Raw genomic sequence first — 16581 nt, 5'->3', positions numbered from 1 at the left:
GGGATCAGGGGCTCTTGCAGGTGATGTTTCCGGGTGCGGGAGTGGAGTTGCCCGTGGCGGTGAAGCCGAAGGTGGCGGTGCCGTTGGCCGCGAGGGTGCCGTTGTACGCACTGTTGCGCACCGTGACGGATCCGCTGGTCCCGGTGTTCACTCCGTCCCAGAGGCTGCTGATGGACTGACCGGTGGCCAGGGTCAGGCCGACGGTCCAGCCGTTGAGCGTACTGGTGCCGTTGTTGCGGATCGTCACTTCGCCCTGGAAGCCGCCGGGCCAGCTGTTGACGTCGCGGTAGGCGGCGGTGCAGGTGCCGTTCGTGCCACCGCCGCCGGGGTCACCACCCGGGTCACCGCCCGTGCCACCCCCCGGGTTGCCTCCGTCGCCGCCTCCGCCGTCGGTCAGAGTCGGGGTCTGCCAGTCCCGCCACGTGGACAGGTTGCCGGACTTGCTGGGGGCGATCCTGAACACGCCGGGGCTGCTTCCCGTGCCCAGCAGGAACTTCTGGATGTTCTGCTGCAACGGCGTCTTCCACTCGGACCTGACGGCGCAGTGGGTCCCGTCCTGGACGTCCGACCAGTAGCTGATGTTGCTCCCCGCGCCGAGCGCCTTGTAGATCTCGGCCCCGCCCAGCGCCGCCACGCTCCCCGACCTGGCGGCCAGCCAGTCGACGTACGGGTTGTCCATGACGAACAGCCCCCGGGGCGCGACCATGCCCAGGATCTCGTGGGTGTCCACCGGAAGGGAGTTCGGGTTGCCCGTGTAGGAGCTGAACGCGTCGCCCAGCCAGGGCTGTTCCGAGTAGGCGCTGCTCAGCGGCTGGGCGCCGCTCTCGCCCTGAATGCCGCGGAGGACGGGCACCCCGCCGCTGCCCGACTCGATCGGCATGGTCAGGGCGATGCGCTGGTCGAACGCGCCGGCCACGATGGCACCCTTGCCGAACCGCGAGCATCCCGTGACGCCGGTCGCGCTCGCCTTGAGCACGTTGCCGCCCGACTGCTCGATGACGTCGACGATGCGGCTCACGCCCCAGGACCAGGCCATCAGCAGGCCCGTGCTGCTGGACGAGCCGTACACGCTGTAGAAGGCGCCCTGCTTGTTGTTCCGCGCGGTGCCCTCCTTCCCCACCGTGTAGGGGTCGTAGTTGATGACGGCGACACCGGAGGCCTTGATGGTGGCCGTGTCCGCGCCGAGCCCGCCCAGCACGATGACGGCCGGGAAGGGACCCGAACCACTCGGCAGACTCACACTCGCCGAGAAGCTCGCGCTCTTCCCCTGGTCCGACACGTTCACGGTGATGCTGCTCGCCGACACCGTGCCGGTGACACTGGCGGGCTTCGCGGGCTTCTGGCCGTAGACGGACCGCTGCGCCAGCTGACTGATCTCCGCCCGGCGGCACCGCCAGTCGGAGGTGGACGAGATGCGCGTACCGTCCAGCCTCCTGAAGGGATCCGGAAGCAGGGAGCCGGCTGTCGGGGAGCCCGGGTTGGGCACCGCGCAGTCCGCGCCGTCGTCCTCGCCGCCGGCTTGCACCTGCGCGGCGACGACGTGTCCGTCGGCGGCGCCCGCCTGCGCGGTGAGCGAGGGGGTGATCAGGCTCGCCGTGGCCAGCAGGGCCGCGGCGGCCCACACTCTGGGCCGATATCGATACCGGGGGATGCGCATGGGGACCTCCAGGGGAAGGTGCGCGATCGACGGGGACGGACCCTGCCCGGCCGGCCTCACGGGGACGCCGCCGCGAGAGCGGCGACCGGCAGAAAGTCGGGGTTTCCCGGTTCGAATGTTGCGTGGACCTCGGGACGGCGCGGCCAGGGTTGGGAGCGCTCCCAAGCGTAGGAACAGGGTCGAGGCATGACAACACCCCGGGGGTGGGCCGCCCCAGTTTGGCCATTCCACCACCACCGGCGGCGCGCGATGACCCCAGCAAAGCGGGGCGGACGAGCGAAAGCCGACAGAACCGTCCGCCACCCGAGGCCTGCACAACGGAAGTACCAGCCGATTCGCACCCGCACCGAATGTTTCGAAAGTTTCGGTCCCGGCACCGCACATCTGCGGCGCACCACTCACGCGCCTTGACCGCACCGAACGGCGGGGAAACCTGACGAAGAATGACAGAGTGTTACAACAGTCGCAGAGGGAAGGAAGACGATGAAGCGGAAACCCCTGGCGTCGACGGAACCGAGGGCGGGATCCACGCCGGAGGTCGCCGCGGCCCGTCTGCGTCTGCTCTCCGAGGCGAGCCGCGCACTGGCCTCGGGCCTCGACGCGGAGGAGGCGCTGCGCCGCCTGGCCCGGGTGGTCGTTCCGCATCTGGCCGACGCCTGCGTCGTGGACCTGGTCGAGGGGAACGGGCTGCGCCGCCTCACCGTCACGGACCGGGACGCGGAGCGGGCGCTGCGGGTACTGCCCGGAGGGTTCCTGCCCGGCCCCGACGACTCGGCCGCCGCACTGGCGAAGGTGTTGCGCGGCACGGGCCCCCTGGTGGTCACCGACTTCGACCCGCCCGATCCGAACGACCCCCTGCGCTCGGCCCAGTGGGCCCTCTACCGCATGCTGGGCGCCGAGACCGCGTTGATCGTGCCCATGAGCGTACGGCGAGAGGCCCTCGGGGCGCTCACCTTCGTCCGGCGGGGCCCGGCCGCCCCCTTCGACGAACAGGAGCAGGCGCTCGCCGCCGACCTGGGGCACCGCGCGGGCCTCGCCCTGGACAACGCGCGCCTGTACGCGCTGCAACAGCACACCGCCGAGCAGCTCCAGCGCTCCCTCCTGCCCGATCTGACCGGGCTCGGGCACCTCCAACTCGCCACCTGCTACGTGGCCGCCCGCGAGCGGGCCGAGGTCGGCGGCGACTGGTACGACGCCTTCCCGCTCCCCGACGGCTCGGTGGTCCTCGCGATCGGGGACGTGGTCGGCCACGACCTGGCGGCCGCGGTCCGCATGGGGCAGCTGCGCAACATGCTGCGCGCGCTCGCCTACGACAGCGGGGACGACCCGGCCGGGGTGATGAACCGCCTGGACCGGGTCATGCAGGGCCTGACCAGCATCGAACTCGTCACGGCCGTCGTCGCCCGGATCGAGACCCCCGCCGACGCACCCTGGCGGCTGCTGATGACCAACGCCGGCCACCTTCCGCCGCTGCTCGCCCAGCCCGACGGCCGCACGCTCCTGCTGGAGGAGGGACACGCCCCCGTCCTGGGAGTCGACCCCGAGCTCGCGCGGGAGACCGCGGCGGTCACCCTGCCCTCCGGGGGCACCCTGCTCTTCTACACCGACGGCCTCATCGAACGCCCCGGCGAGGACATCGGCCGCGGCCTCACCCGGCTGCGCCAGCACGCGGCCGCGCTGGCCCGTGAACCCCTGTCGGTCTTCCGCGACGAACTGCTCACCCGGTTGAGTGACGATCAGCACGACGACATCGCCGTCCTGGCGCTGCGCATCCCCTGACCTCGGGGACGCATACGCACAGAGAAGCGAAAGGTCAGTTGCAGTCGTCGAAGTGTTCGCATACGACGCTCTTCGATCAATGGACGCCAGTGTGGAAGACCTCCACTCGAACGCCCGGGACGCGCGCCTACGGTGCGATCACCGGACGGCCGGCGCCGTCCTGACGCAGCCGACGATCAAGGGGAGGCACCGTGGCGAGTGTGGAAGTGTCGCTGAAGGAAATGATGACCGCGGTCGAGGGGGCGCTGGGCGCGGCGGTCGTCGACTACACCAGCGGAATGGCCCTGGGCACCCTGGGCGGAGGCAAGGATCTGGATCTGACCGTCGCCGCGGCGGGGAACACGGACGTCATCCGTGCCAAGGTGCGCACCATGGAGCAGCTGGGCCTGAACAGTCAGATCCAGGACGTGCTGATCACGCTCGGCGACCAGTACCACCTGATCCGCCTGGTCACCGGACGCAACGGCAACGGACTGTTCCTCTACCTGGTGCTGGACAAGGCCCGTTCGAATCTGGCGATGGCCCGCCACCAGCTCAAGCGCATCGAGGAGCAGCTCGAGATCTAGGCCCTTCCGCACCCCCGGGCCGACGTGCGCCCATGATGTGAAGACTTCTTCAAGTCACCACATCAGCATGATTCCAAGTCGTGGTCGCACGTGGCCCGGGGCGAGAAGGATCCGCTCTGCGAGGCACATTCCGTGTGGCGCCCTCCGGGGCGCCACCTCGTCCTGGACCAACCCCGATGCCAGGGAGCAGGCACCCATGCAGGTCCCCCTCTACCAGGCCAAGGCGGAGTTCTTCCGCATGCTCGGACACCCCGTGCGCATCCGGGTCCTGGAGTTGCTCCAGCACGGTCCCGTGCCCGTACGGGACCTGCTCGCCGACATCGAGATCGAGCCGTCCAGCCTCTCGCAGCAACTGGCCGTGCTGCGCCGCTCCGGCATCGTCGTGTCCATCCGGGAGGGCTCCACGGTCCGCTACGCCCTCGCCGGCGGCGATGTCGCCGAACTGCTGCGCGCGGCCCGCCGCATCCTCACCGAACTCCTGGCCGGCCAGAACGAACTGCTCGCCGAGCTCCGGCAGACCGACGGTGCCGCGCCCACCGCACCCGCCGCGACCGCGGGATCCGGGCGGATGCCCGTAGGGCACCGGTCGGCACACACCGTCACACCGTCGGACGCGCGGGGCCGCGGCGCGCAGTGAACGGCGCGACCGCGGGCGCCCCAGGCGGACGGCGGATGCCGCCGGGTCCTGCCCCGGCGCCGCTCAACGGCGCCGCGCGGGCGTCGGCGGGCCGAACGCGGCGCTTTTCAGCGAACGCCGCATGGTCAGCACCATCGGGCGCTCCACGAACCGGTGCACGAGATAGGACAGCACGACCAGGGCGGCGACGGTGACCCCGACCAGGAGCAGGGGATCGACCCGGTCGCCGAAGTGGTGCGCGACGGTCAGACCGAGCGTGTCGTGTAACAGGTACAGGGGGAAGGTCATCGTGCCCATGACGGTCAGCCCGCGCCAGCGGAGCCGCCGGGTCCAGCCGAGCGCGATGGCGCCGACCGCCAGGAAGAAGACCGTGGCCACCAGGACCAGCCAGCCGCGCCCCGGCGACCAGGTCTCCCAGTTGTTGCGGCCACCGGTGGGCGCCAGCAGGAAGTGCAGCGCCAGCAGCCACGACATGACGACGATGCCCCACAGCAGGGGTGTGGGCCGGTACCGGTACATGAGGTGGAAGGCCATGCCCGCGATGAAGTACGGGGCCGACGCCGGGTTCACCACGAGCGTGAGCAGCGGGAGGTGGGCGGAGGGCGCGAGCACGGCGGCGAGGGTCCACACCCCGCAGAAGATCACCACGCGCTGGTAGCTGACGCCCTTCCACACCACGACCGCGAACGTGAGGTAGAAGCAGAGCTCCGGCCAGAGGGTCCAGTAGACCGGGTCCAGGCTGGGCACTCCGAGCGGGGTCTGCAGCATCGTGAAGTTCGCGAGCAGGATGCGCGGGTGGGGGTTCCCGAAGGGGGTGTCGGCGACGTAGACGACGCATGCCGACACCGCGATGGCGATCCAGTACATCGGGTACAGACGGGTGACGCGGGAGATGAAGAAGTCCCGTGGTGTGCGCCCCCACGCGCTCATGCAGATGACGAAGCCGCTGATCAGGAAGAACAGGTCGACGCCGAGCCGCCCGAAGGCGAAGTAGCCGTGCAGTTCCGGGAAGACGCTCTGGTACGGGCGCCCCCAGATGCCCCGCATCGCCTCCGGGGTCTGGCCGACGAAGTGGAAGAGCACCACCGAAAGCGCCGCCAGGAACCGCAGCCCGTCCAGCGCGGCGAGCCGGTCTCTTCCGGTGCCCTTCCCGGCGACGATCACCCGTGCCTCAGGGGGCGCCTGCGGCACCAGCACTTCCTCGGTGACCGCCCCCTCGTTCCGCGGTCGCGTGGCTGCACCGGCCGATGCCCTGCGATCCGTCTGGGTCATATCTCCCGTTCCAGAGTCGTCCTGTTCCGAAAGGGCCCTGGAATCCGAATCACCTGCCCGACGGGCGGATGACGGTTTCGCCGAGTTTCGCCGAGTTCGTACGTATTCCGCTGCGGGGCGAGTGCCGACACCGCCTGGCCCACAGAGGGGGCCTACCCGATGTCCCCGACGAGATACGGGGCCGCCGGGGTGACACAAACCGCACTCGGGAACGAGGTCGCCGTCGTCTACCCTTCGGGCATGGTTGATCACTACGTCGTGGACGTGGGCGGGATCCGGCTGGCCTATCAGGTGTCGGGGGAACCGGGCAGCCGACCGCTTGTCCTGTTGCACGCGCTGGGTGAGACCGCCGCCACCTGGGACGGCGTGGCTCGTGCCTTCGCCCGCAGCCGGCGGGTGTACGCCCTCGACCTTCGCGGTCACGGCCGGAGCGACTGGCCGGGGGACTACTCGCTCGAGCTCATGAAGGCCGACGTGGTCCGGTTTCTCGACGCATTGGGGCTCGGCCCGGTGGATCTGATCGGGCACTCCATGGGCGGGGTCGTGGCCTACCTGCTCGCGGAGGACCATCCGGAGCGGGTCAAGCGGCTCGTACTGGAGGACGTCCCGGTCCCCCGCCCCCGGGAGCCGACCCTCCCGGCCCGGCCGGACGGCGAACTCACCTTCGACTGGCAGATGGTGCTGGCCGTCAGAGCGCAGATCGACCACCCGGACCCCGGGTGGCTGGAGCGACTCGGCCGGATCACCGCCGAAACCCTCGTGCTGGCCGGCGGTCCGCACAGCCATGTCCCCCAGGACGGCATCGCCGAGCTCGCCCGCCGCGTCCCCGGCGGGAGCGTGCGCACCATCCCGGTCGGACACCTGATCCACGAGGCGGCGCCGGAGGCGTTCCAGGAGGCGGTTGCGGCCTTCCTGCCCGCGGTGAGCGACCGGCAGCGGTGAATCGGAGGGGACCGCACTCGCACTCAACTAGTCTGCACGGCGTGATCAACTCGTACACGGGACTCGATGATGCCGGGGTTGCCACAGCGGCGGCATGTGCTGGCGCGGACGTGGTGCGCACCCTGTACGGACGCCCCCTCGCCCGCATCGACAAGGGTGCCGGCGACTTCGCGACGGCCGCCGACGTGGAGGCCGAGGAGGCGATCCTCGCCGTCCTCCGGGCCGCTCGGCCCAAGGACGCGGTACTCGGCGAGGAGAGCGGACGGCAGGGTGCTCGCGACGCCGCGCGCCAGTGGTTGGTGGATCCGTTGTGCGGCACGCTGAACTACGCCGTCGGCAGCATGCTGGTCGCCGTCAACGTCGCGCTGCGCGACGGGGCGGCGGCGGTGGCCGATCCGTTCGGCGGCGAGGTGTTCTTCACCGACGGTGAGTCCGCCCGGGTGCGGCGGGACGGGGCCGACGCGCCGCTGACGCCCACGTCCGCGACCCGGCTGGTGGACGTCAACCTGGACCCGCCGTTCCCGAGCGCGCCGGGGTTCCGGGCCGTGGATCTGCTGGCCCGCCCCGAGTTCGCCGAGCGGTTCCGGCCGAGGGTCGTGTCCACGACGCTCGCGCTGGCCTGGGTCGCGGCCGGCAGGCGTGCCGCGTACGTCACCGACGGCGGGAACCTGTCCGCAAGCGTGCACTTCGCCGCCGGGATCGCCCTGTGCCGGGCCGCCGGCTGCGTGGTCACCGGGATCGACGGCGCTCCGCTCGGGCAGACGGGCCGCGGGCTCGTCGCGGCCGCCGACGCCGAGACCCACCGAGCGCTGAGGACGATGATGACGTAGCGCGTGATGAGCCCGTGCTCCGACGGGTCCGCCGTCTGCTACGCGGTGCCGTCGCCGTCCAGGAAGCGGAGCAGCACGGAGGCCTCCGCGCGGAGCCGGGCGGCTCGGTCGGCGTGTGCGGGGGTGGTCAACTGCGCTGCGGCTTCGAGTCGTTCGGTGGCCTCAGCGCGCACGATGTCCGCCACACAGCTCTCGCTCAGCTCACGCCGCAAGGCCTCGGTGGCCCCGGCGCCGACCGGTGACTGCTCCAGGGCCAGGCCGCGGGTACCGGCTTCGCCCACGGGCACCGCCTCCGCGTTGTCCAGCGCGGCGAGTGTCGCGCGCAGGGCGCTCACCGCGGCCTTGTCGCGGGCGCGCATCGCGTCCGGGAGGGCTTGACGCATACGTACACGTAGGGACATGCCGGGACCCTACGGGGCTGTCCGTGGTCCCACAACGCAATATCCCCGTCCCAGGTCATCGAGGGTCCTGTCCCCGTCCTCGGTCACCGACGGCCGTCAGCGCTGGAGGAATGCCTCCACCTCGTCGCGGTGGGGCAGCGACGGCTGGGCGCCGGGGCGGGTGGTGCTGAGTGCCGCCGCGGCACAGGCCCAGCGGGCGGCCTGTTCCAGGGTGCGGCCCTCGGCCAGCGCGACCGCCAACGCGCCGCAGAAGCAGTCACCGGCCGCGGTCGTGTCCACCGGCCGGACCGTGAAGGCCGGGATGTGCAGCCGCGCGGTGCCCTCCAGGAGCAGCACGCCGTCGCCGCCGAGGGTGACGACGACCGCGCCCGCTCCGCTCAGTTTGCCGGCGGCGGTGGCGACCTCGTCGATCGTGTCCGGGACCGGGGTGCCGGTGAGGGCGGCCAGTTCGGTGCGGTTGGGGACCAGCACGTCGACGTGGCGGGGCGGGACCGCGCCCTCGACGGCGGGGGCGGGGTTGTGCACGACGATGCCGCCGGCCAGCTCGGCGGCCGCGTGGTTGGCCTCGTCGGGGACCTCCTGCTGGAGGACGGTGACCTCGGCCCGGCTGAGCACGTCGGCTGCGGCCCGGCAATCGGCCGCGGTCAGACGGGAGTTGGCGCCGGGGCTGACGATGATGGAGTTCTCGCCCGACGGGTTGACGGCGATCAGCGCGCGCCCGGTGGGCACCTCGGGGGTGCGGGCCAGGTGCGCGGTGTCCACGCCCTCGGCGCGCACCGCGGCGGCCACCACGTCGGCCGCGTCGTCCTCGCCGACCCGGCCGATCAGGGCGACCTGTCCGCCGAGCCGGGCCGCGGCGACCGCCTGGTTGGCCCCCTTGCCGCCGGGGTGCTCGACGATGTCCCCGCCGAGCACGGTCTCCCCCGGCACCGGGTGCCGCGGAACGGGTGTGACGAGATCGAGGTTGAGGCTTCCGACGACTGCGATCACTGGTGTTCCTCCGGGGTTCTGCTGCCGGGGACGGTCGCGGGCGCGGCGGCGTGGGGCGCGCTGGAGGCGCGGACGACGAGTTCGGGTGAGAGGCGCACGGACCGGTAGGCCTCGGCTCCCCCGCCGGCGAGCCGCTGGTCGAGGAGCCGGAGTGCCTCGGCCGCGACTTGGGCGGCCGGCTGGCGGACCGTGGTCAGGTTCGGTTCGGCGAGGCTCGCCATGGGGATGTCGTCGAAGCCGGTGACGGCGACCTCGCCGGGCACGTCGACGCCGAGTTGTCCGAGGCGCTGCACCGCTCCGACCGCGATGAGGTCGTTGGCGCAGACGACGGCGTCCGGGCGGGCCGGCCAGATCCGCTCGACCGCGGCCCGCCCCCACTGCACGGAGAAGTCGCCGAGTTCGGTGCGGTCGGGTGCCGTCGGGTCCAGGGCGGCGACGCCCGCCTGGTAGGCCATGCGCCGTTCGACGGCCGTCGAGGCGGTTCCGGCGGCGCCGAGGAAGCTGAAGCGGCGGCGTCCGGTGCGGGCCAGGTGGTCCAGGACGAGGGCCATGCCGGCGGCGTTGTCGACGGCCACCGAATCGGCGACCCCGGGGCCGCAGGAGCGGTCGAGGAGGACCAACGGCACTCGGGACGCAGCGAGTTCGACGGCCTCGCGGCTGTGGGTCTCGTCGACGGGGATGACCAGCAGCGCGTCCACCTGCCGGTCCAGCAGGGCGGTGATCCGGGCCGCTTCGGTCGCCGGGTCGTCGTCGCAGTCGGCGAGCAGCAGGCCGCGGCCCCCGGCGTGCAGGGCGTGCTCGACCTCGCGTACGAGGGAGGGGAAGAAGGGGTTGGTGATCTGCGGCAGCACCAGGCCGATGGTGCCGGTGGAGCGGCTGCGCAGGGCGCGGGCGACCTGGTTGGGGCGGTAGCCGAGGCTTTCGGCCGCGGCCCGCACACGTCTCGCCGTCTCCGCTCCCACCGGGCGGGTGCCGGCCAGCACGCGGGACACCGTGGCGACGGAGCAGCCCGATGCGCGAGCCACGTCACGCAATGTCACTTCGGTCACCGCACTCCGCCCCCTTCTGTCGGTCGGCTTCCTGGTCGGCACAGCTATCCCCCAGCGCCGACCAGCACCGATGCCGGAGAACGTTATCACCCGCCTCGCCTGGCGCAGGCCGCCGCCGAACACGGGAAGGCGGAAGAAAGATGTAACGGCCATTGACACATCGGCGAGGAATGGGCGAATGTTCGGGAGAACGTTTTCCCTAACGTCTCCCGAGACGCCGGGCCACTCGGCGCCCTCCGGACGCGTCCGCCCCTGGGCGTCCCCGGAGATCGGTTTCACCAAAGGTAAGCGAGCAAAGGGGCTCTCCGTTGGCCAGAAAGATCATCCTCGACTGCGACCCGGGGCACGACGACGCCATCGCCATGCTTCTCGCGCACGGAAATCCCGAGATCGAGCTCGTCGCCGTCACGACCGTGGTCGGGAACCAGACGCTGGAGAAGGTGACGCGCAACGCCCTGTCCGTGGCCCGCATCGCCGGGATCACCGGAGTGCCCTTCGCCGCGGGCTGCCCCAGGCCCCTGGTGCGCGAGATCGAGACGGCGCCGGACATCCACGGCGAGTCGGGACTCGACGGACCCGTGCTGCCCGAGCCGACCCTGGAGCTGGACCGCCGCCACGCGGTCGACCTGATCATCGACACGGTCATGTCGCACGAGCCGGGCGAGATCACCATCGTGCCGACCGCCGGTCTGACCAACATCGCCATGGCCGTCCGCAAGGAGCCGCGCATCGCCTCCCGCGTCCGCGAGGTCGTCCTGATGGGCGGCGGCTACCACGAGGGCAACTGGAGCGCGGTCGCCGAGTTCAACATCAAGATCGACCCCGAGGCCGCGCACATCGTCTTCAACGAGAGCTGGCCGGTCACCATGGTCGGTCTCGACCTCACGCACCAGGCGCTCGCGACGCCCGCCGTCACCGAGAAGATCGCCGCGGTCGGCACCGCCCCCGCCAAGTTCGTCCTGGAACTGCTGGACTTCTTCGGCGCGATGTACGAGCAGGCCCAGGGCTTCGAGTTCCCGCCCGTGCACGACCCCTGCGCGGTCGCCTACGTCATCGACCCGGAGGTCATGACGGTGCGCAAGGCCCCCGTGGACATCGAGCTCACCGGCACCCTGACCCTCGGGATGACCGTGGCGGACTTCCGGGCGCCCGCCCCGGACGACTGCCACACCCAGGTCGCGGTGAAGCTCGACCACGAGCGGTTCTGGAACCTCGTGGTGGACGCCCTCGAGCGGATCGGCGACGTCCAGGCATGACCGTTCCCAGCGTTTCCACCACCGACAGCCCACCCGGCTCGGGGCAGGGCTCCCCGGTCCGGATCGGTGTGCTGATGACCGCGCTGCTCGCCGCCTGCGTGGCCTTCCAGCTCAACGCCAGCATGATCAGCCCGGCGCTGAAGAGCATGGAGGGGGCCCTTCATGCCACCTCTGCGGAGATCGGGCTCACCCAGACCGCGTTCTTCACCTCCGCGGCCCTGTTCTCGCTGTTCCTGCCGCGGCTGGGCGACGTGATCGGCCGCCGCAAGGTCCTCACCGGCATGCTGGCCCTCATGGCCGTCGGATGTGTCGTCGCCGCGTTCGCGCACAACGTCCCGGTCCTGTTCGCCGGGCGCGTCATCCAGGGCGTGTGCGGTCCGGTCGTCCCGCTGTGCCTGATCATGCTGCGGATGGAGGTGCCCGAGCCCAAGCGCTACGGCACCCTGCTCGGCGTGATCACCGCGTTCAACGGCGGGGTCGCCGGCATCGACTCCCTCGCGGGCGGCTACCTCTCCGACCACCACGGGTTCCAGTCGGTCTTCTGGGCGATGGCCGTCGTCGCGGCGGTCGCCACGGCCATGGTCGCCCTGATGAGCCGCGAGTCCAGGGCGCCGGTCGCCCAGCGCATGGACTGGCCCGGCGTCGTGCTCCTCGTGGTCTCGGTCGGCTCGCTGCTCATCGCGCTGAACGAGGCCGGAAAGCTCGCCGCGGCCAACTGGCCGCTGATCGCCCTGCTCGTCGTCGTCGCCGTGGCCGCCTTCGCGCTGTTCTGGCGCACCGAGGACCGCAGCGGGCATCCGCTGGTCGCCACGCACCATCTGCGCCAGCGCTCCACCTGGGCGCTGTTGCTGACCACCGTGCTCACCATGACCGGTGTGTTCGCCGTCATGAACGGGCTGATCCCGGCGTTCGCCGAGGACGCGCAGGCCGGACTGGGCATGTCCGCACAGCAGTCGGCGTGGTGGACCCTCACGCCGTACGCGCTGGCCGGACTGGCCATGGGCCCGATCGCGGGCCGGCTGGCCGCCACCTTCGGCTACGGGCGGATCCTGCGCATCGGCCTCATCGGGGCCGCGGCGACCGTCGTCCTGATGATCCTCACGTTGCACGGTCATTCGCGGGCCCTGCTGCTGACGGCATCCATCCTGGTCGGCATCACCTACGCCGGGATCGGGAACATCGTGCTCAACGGGCTCGGCATCGTGCTGTCCCCGCGTGACAACCCCGGGTTCCTGCCCGGTCTGAACGCGGGCGCGTTCAACCTCGGCGCCGGTCTGAGCTTCGCGGTGCTGTACGCGGTCAAGACCGCGGCGGCCCCCGCGGACCCGGCGTCGACCGGCGACTACACCACCGCCATGATCACGGGCGCGGTCATCATGGCCGTCGCCGTCGTAACGTCCTTCCTCATCCCCAAGCCGGTGGCTGCGGAAGCGCGTTGAGCACACGGGCCCCGCCGGGAGTTCCCTCCCGACGGGGCCCGTACGCCTGGAGACTCGGGGAGACTCGCCGGTACCGGGATTGCGGGCGCCGTGATGATTACGCCGCCTTCCTTGACTCCGCCGGCTGAAGTGGCGGCATCAGCCGACAAGGTCATGCGCTCCCTCGCGGACCGGCAAGCCTCGTTTGTTGTCTCTGCACTACGCACTACGCACTACGCACTACGCGTGGTGCGTGGTGCGTAGTGCGTGGTGCGTGGTGCCCCGCCTCGGGACGACGCCCCCGAACCGCAGAGGTGCGCGGCCGGCGCTGACAGATCTCGCCTTGGCCATCAACTAAGCCCGACCGCCGGTTGGTGTCGGCGACGGCTGAATGTGAGGCCAGTTGCGGCGGCTCAGTTGTGGGCCATCCGTAGTCTCGTTGGATGGTGTGTCAGTCGTTGCTGGTGGTGGTGCGGCCGAGTTCGCGGCCGCGCATGCGGTAGGACTCGCCCTTGAGGGAGTGGACCTCGGCGTGGTGGACGAGCCGGTCGATCATCGCGGCGGCGACGGTCTCGTCACCGAAGGTCTCTCCCCAGCGTCCGAAGGGCTTGTTGCTGGTCACGATCACGGACGCGCGTTCGTATCTGTTCGAGATCAGCTGGAAGAACAGGTTCGCCGCCTCGGCCTCGAAGGGGATATACCCCACCTCGTCGATCACGATCAGCGGGTAACGGCCGAGTCTGACCAATTCGTCCTGCAGTCGGCCGGTGTGGTGGGCCGCCGCCAGGCGGTCGACCCACTGGGCCGCGGTGGCGAATGCGACCCGGTGCCCGGCCTGGCAGGCCCGGATCGCCAGCCCAGTCGCGATGTGCGTCTTGCCGGTGCCCGGCGGCCCGAGAAAGACCGCGTTCTCCTTCGCCGCGATGAAGTCCAGGGTTCCCAGGTGGGCGAGCTGTTGGCGCGTCATGCCCCGCAGATGGGCGAGATCGAGTTCCTCGATGGTCTTGATCGCGGGGAAGTGGGCCTGCCGGATGCGTTGCTCGCCGCCGTGGCTGTCGCGGGCCGAGACCTCGCGCTGCAGGCAGGCGACGAGGTATTCGAGGTGGCTCCAGGACTCGGCCTGGGCGCGTTCGGCGAGCCGCTCGACGACGTCGAACAGGGCAGGGGCCTTCATTGCGCGGGCGAGGAATGCCAGGTCAGCTGTGGTCTGCCGGGTGGTGCGGGTCGTCGCCGGGCCGCTGGCGGCGGTCGTGGTGGCGGGCATCAGGTGTCCTCCTTCGCGGCGCCACCCTCGATGAGGGTGAAGATGCGGTCGTAGGAGCCGAGCCAGCGCTGTTCGACCTCGACGCCCAGGTCGTCGGGGGCAAGGCCGGCCAGGCCTCGGGCCCGGGCATGTGACGTGCGCTGACGGATCGCCTGGCCGCGCAGGATCTCGGCCGCGGCGGCGTGCTCGGGGTCGGTGGTGACGGCCCGGCAGGGAGTCCGGGCCGTTGAAGGGCGCTCGTTGGTGACCAACGTCAACAACTCCCGACAGCTCAGCAGCAGGTCAGGGCGTTGATCGAGATGGCGACCGCAGGTCACCGCCCCTGGTGATCAGTTGTGGCTGAACTGGAAGCGTCCTGAATGGCCGGGCGGCAACGCAACATCCCGCCTGGCTGTCGCGTAGTACTTCTCGCGAGCGACGCGCTGATTCTCGAGCAAGGTCGACCAGCCGTCTGGGTCACCCATCTGATCTCGGACGAAGTGTTCCATATCGGCGACGACTCTGGCCCATTCATGAGCTGCGTCTGCGACATCAGTGTTACCTAACAGCAGCAGGGCTTCCCACGCCAGGTCTCGGGTTTCAGAGGCGCTGCCCAGCTGTGTAGCTGCTTCCTCTGGCGCCAGCGGGTGCGGATGAGGGTCGTTGCCGAGGTGAGCCGAGACCCTGAACAAGAGGCTGACGATCGTCTTCTGCGATCGGGCGTAGTCCGAGTAGGCAGTTAGCCGCCGGTCTTCCCATCGAACAGTTTGCTCACGGCGGAACCGTGAGCGATCGCCGAGCATGACAGCCAGGTAGGACCCCAGGGAGCCGATGACTACTCCGACCAGAGCGGGGAGTTGCTGTATGAATGCAGACACCAGACCACGCTAGCGATCCGAGCTGGAGTGGGGGCACACGGTCACGGTCAGTGAGTGTTTAACTGCGTGACAACGCCGATGTACAGCGGCGAACAAGCGCGCACACCTGCGGACCATGGCAGCGGGTGAGGAACACAACGGCCCGAGGTCGGAGGCCTACCCCAGTTCCTTCGGGACGAAGAGGTCGGCCAGTCATCAGCTATCGAGGCTGCCTAACACCAGTGCAGGCGATGAGCGACTCCGCATCTTCCGAGAGGAAGAGCATGTAGACCCAATGGCCGCCTGGCGAGGTGACTTGCCCAATACGGATCGGCGAACCGTACCCGCTCAGCAGCTCCACAGCTCGCTCGAGCCCGAGTGTCTCCTGGCCCGTTCGCCGCGTGAGCCCAAGACGGCGCCGGTAGACCTTGACGAGCGACTCAGAGGCCGTCGCCCCACCCCAGACGATGCCCACGCCACCACCGAGCAAGGCGGCACGGGCCAAGGCCGTCACCTCGGAGCCGTCCCGGAGGAGGTCGGCTATCTGGTCCTTCTCCATGCCGACACTCCGGGATGAGACTAATAGCTGACATCCAATCCTGACATCAACGGTCGCGCACATCAGCGGTCGTGCCCGCACACCGGAGGCCAGTCCGGCCAATACCAAGCACGTCTGGACAGCGTTCCGACCGAACTCCTAAAGCGGTGCTCGGCTCGGCGCAGCGGCGCGGAGCCAACCGGTGAGCGCGGAGAAGTCGGCGTCGTCGAGGCCTTTGGTCGGGTCGACGCGATGAAGGAGCGACGGTCCAGGGTGTTGAGTAGCGACCCAGAGGCGGTCCATGGCGCTGATCTCGTCGTCGACCCAGATGAACGGCCGGCGGTTGGCCCACTCGACGAGGTGGCGGGTCTTCCAGTGCAGGCCCCGCGGGCTGTCGTCGGCGCAGGCGTCCGGCCACTCCACGCCGGGCAGCCTCGGCAGCCCGAGGCCTGGGGCGACGGCCTCGTTCGCATCCTCCATCCAGGTCGAGGCCCATACGAGCCGACATCCCAGGGCCATGAGGCGCGGTCCAAGGCCGGGGTCAAGCCGTCCGAGCAGGGGGTTCCCCTGGCCGAGGGACGTTTGGGAGTCCGAAGCAGGGGCTTGCAGACGACTGGGGGACGACCCGAACGGGATGAGTGGACCGTCAACGTCGAGGAAGAGGATGGGGTGCTCCGCTGCGCTGGTCACGGCGGCAGGATAGCTCGGCATGGTGGGGAAGTGGCATTCCCTGCCCTGGGCCGTCTGTGGGCCGTCTGTGGGCCGTCCGGAGGCGATCAACGACGGCCGGCGCCGACCACTAGACAGCGTTGCGGCCGATAAGGCCTACAGCAACGGACCTTGCCGCGAATACCTGCGCCGACGGAGCATCCGGCACACCATCCCGGAGAAATCTGACAGCCAGGCCGCCCGCCTACGCAGAGGCTCACGCGGCGGACGGCCACCGGGCTTCGACGAGGAGCGGTACAAGAAGCGCAACACTGTTGAACGCGCGATCAACCGTTTGAAACAGCATCGGACGGTCGGTGAGGCAGGGCGGTTGCAAGTTCCTGGATCGCGTAGATCGTCCGTGTCCAGCGGGAGTTGACGCGGCAGCAGCACAGGCACGAGACCGTTGATCATCAGGGTGTCTACGCCAGCTGATCA

Annotated in this window: 17 protein-coding genes and 1 pseudogene; 8 read left to right on the top strand and 10 right to left on the bottom strand. The window is 70.3% G+C overall.

The features are described 5' to 3' along the window. Window positions 1-4 precede the first annotated feature (4 nt). Entirely contained in the window at window positions 5-1657 is a 1653-nt protein-coding gene (locus tag ACIHCX_RS25840; protein ID WP_400033355.1) for a cellulose binding domain-containing protein, read from the bottom strand. A 483-nt stretch (window positions 1658-2140) separates the two neighbouring features. Here ACIHCX_RS25840 and ACIHCX_RS25835 point away from each other — a divergent pair, with 483 nt between their 5' ends. From ACIHCX_RS25835 to ACIHCX_RS25825, 3 genes are all read left to right on the top strand, one after another. After that, window positions 2141-3436 (top strand): PP2C family protein-serine/threonine phosphatase, encoded by a 1296-nt coding sequence (locus ACIHCX_RS25835; RefSeq protein ID WP_400033353.1) that lies wholly within the window; start codon window positions 2141-2143, stop codon window positions 3434-3436. Window positions 3437-3627: 191 nt separating this feature from the next. Further along, complete coding sequence (locus tag ACIHCX_RS25830; RefSeq protein ID WP_400033351.1) at window positions 3628-4002, top strand: hypothetical protein; 375 nt, start codon at window positions 3628-3630, stop codon at window positions 4000-4002. 196 nt (window positions 4003-4198) lie between these two features. Beyond that, window positions 4199-4639, top strand: coding sequence for an ArsR/SmtB family transcription factor (locus ACIHCX_RS25825; RefSeq protein WP_400033349.1), 441 nt, complete (start codon window positions 4199-4201; stop codon window positions 4637-4639). A 63-nt stretch (window positions 4640-4702) separates the two neighbouring features. On the opposite strand, the gene ACIHCX_RS25820 is transcribed toward ACIHCX_RS25825, so the two are convergent. Further along, on the bottom strand, window positions 4703-5911 hold the full coding sequence (locus ACIHCX_RS25820) for an acyltransferase family protein (protein ID WP_400033347.1): 1209 nt from the start codon (window positions 5909-5911) through the stop codon (window positions 4703-4705). Between the two features lie 240 nt (window positions 5912-6151). Between ACIHCX_RS25820 and ACIHCX_RS25815 the strand changes: the two genes are divergently transcribed. Continuing rightward, a complete protein-coding gene (locus ACIHCX_RS25815) occupies window positions 6152-6853 on the top strand; it encodes an alpha/beta fold hydrolase (RefSeq protein ID WP_400033345.1) in 702 nt (233 codons plus the stop codon). Between the two features lie 41 nt (window positions 6854-6894). Next, complete coding sequence (locus tag ACIHCX_RS25810) at window positions 6895-7683, top strand: inositol monophosphatase family protein (RefSeq protein ID WP_400033343.1); 789 nt, start codon at window positions 6895-6897, stop codon at window positions 7681-7683. A gap of 38 nt (window positions 7684-7721) precedes the next feature. Here the strand turns inward: ACIHCX_RS25810 and ACIHCX_RS25805 are convergent, their stop codons facing one another. The 3 genes from ACIHCX_RS25805 to ACIHCX_RS25795 all read right to left on the bottom strand — a co-directional run bounded on the left by ACIHCX_RS25805 (window position 7722) and on the right by ACIHCX_RS25795 (window position 10099). Then, window positions 7722-8042 (bottom strand): hypothetical protein, encoded by a 321-nt coding sequence (locus tag ACIHCX_RS25805; RefSeq protein ID WP_400033912.1) that lies wholly within the window; start codon window positions 8040-8042, stop codon window positions 7722-7724. 138 nt (window positions 8043-8180) lie between these two features. Further along, complete coding sequence (rbsK, locus tag ACIHCX_RS25800; RefSeq protein WP_400033341.1) at window positions 8181-9074, bottom strand: ribokinase; 894 nt, start codon at window positions 9072-9074, stop codon at window positions 8181-8183. Then, entirely contained in the window at window positions 9071-10099 is a 1029-nt protein-coding gene (locus ACIHCX_RS25795) for a LacI family DNA-binding transcriptional regulator (RefSeq protein WP_400033339.1), read from the bottom strand. Before ACIHCX_RS25795 ends, rbsK begins: the two co-directional genes overlap by 4 nt. Before the next feature lie 332 nt (window positions 10100-10431). Here ACIHCX_RS25795 and ACIHCX_RS25790 point away from each other — a divergent pair, with 332 nt between their 5' ends. Together ACIHCX_RS25790 and ACIHCX_RS25785 are read left to right on the top strand one after the other, a co-directional pair. Further along, complete coding sequence (locus ACIHCX_RS25790) at window positions 10432-11379, top strand: nucleoside hydrolase (protein WP_400033337.1); 948 nt, start codon at window positions 10432-10434, stop codon at window positions 11377-11379. Next, window positions 11376-12818 (top strand): MFS transporter, encoded by a 1443-nt coding sequence (locus ACIHCX_RS25785; RefSeq protein WP_400033335.1) that lies wholly within the window; start codon window positions 11376-11378, stop codon window positions 12816-12818. Before ACIHCX_RS25790 ends, ACIHCX_RS25785 begins: the two co-directional genes overlap by 4 nt. A gap of 430 nt (window positions 12819-13248) precedes the next feature. On the opposite strand, the gene istB is transcribed toward ACIHCX_RS25785, so the two are convergent. The 5 genes from istB to ACIHCX_RS25760 all read right to left on the bottom strand — a co-directional run bounded on the left by istB (window position 13249) and on the right by ACIHCX_RS25760 (window position 16125). Continuing rightward, window positions 13249-14061 (bottom strand): IS21-like element helper ATPase IstB, encoded by an 813-nt coding sequence (istB, locus tag ACIHCX_RS25780; RefSeq protein ID WP_400033333.1) that lies wholly within the window; start codon window positions 14059-14061, stop codon window positions 13249-13251. Then, complete coding sequence (locus ACIHCX_RS25775) at window positions 14061-14312, bottom strand: hypothetical protein (protein ID WP_400033331.1); 252 nt, start codon at window positions 14310-14312, stop codon at window positions 14061-14063. Before ACIHCX_RS25775 ends, istB begins: the two co-directional genes overlap by 1 nt. A 78-nt stretch (window positions 14313-14390) precedes the next feature. Beyond that, window positions 14391-14918 carry a hypothetical protein gene (locus ACIHCX_RS25770; RefSeq protein ID WP_400033329.1) on the bottom strand — a complete coding sequence of 176 codons (528 nt, stop codon included), beginning with the start codon at window positions 14916-14918 and terminating at the stop codon, window positions 14391-14393. A gap of 199 nt (window positions 14919-15117) precedes the next feature. Beyond that, window positions 15118-15456, bottom strand: a complete 339-nt coding sequence (locus ACIHCX_RS25765) for a hypothetical protein (RefSeq protein WP_400033327.1) — start codon at window positions 15454-15456, stop codon at window positions 15118-15120. A 138-nt stretch (window positions 15457-15594) separates the two neighbouring features. Beyond that, window positions 15595-16125, bottom strand: coding sequence for an HAD domain-containing protein (locus ACIHCX_RS25760; protein ID WP_400033325.1), 531 nt, complete (start codon window positions 16123-16125; stop codon window positions 15595-15597). A gap of 67 nt (window positions 16126-16192) precedes the next feature. On the opposite strand from ACIHCX_RS25760, the pseudogene ACIHCX_RS25755 reads away from it, so the two are divergent. Beyond that, window positions 16193-16459 (top strand): annotated as a pseudogene (locus tag ACIHCX_RS25755) (transposase); the annotation flags it as partial. Between the last annotated feature and the right edge of the window lie 122 nt (window positions 16460-16581).

Source organism: Streptomyces sp. NPDC052043 (assembly GCF_044548235.1).
Classification (GTDB): Bacteria; Actinomycetota; Actinomycetes; order Streptomycetales; family Streptomycetaceae; genus Streptomyces.
The sequence above is the reverse complement of the archived record's forward strand: the minus strand, read 5'-3'. Positions and strand labels throughout refer to the sequence as shown.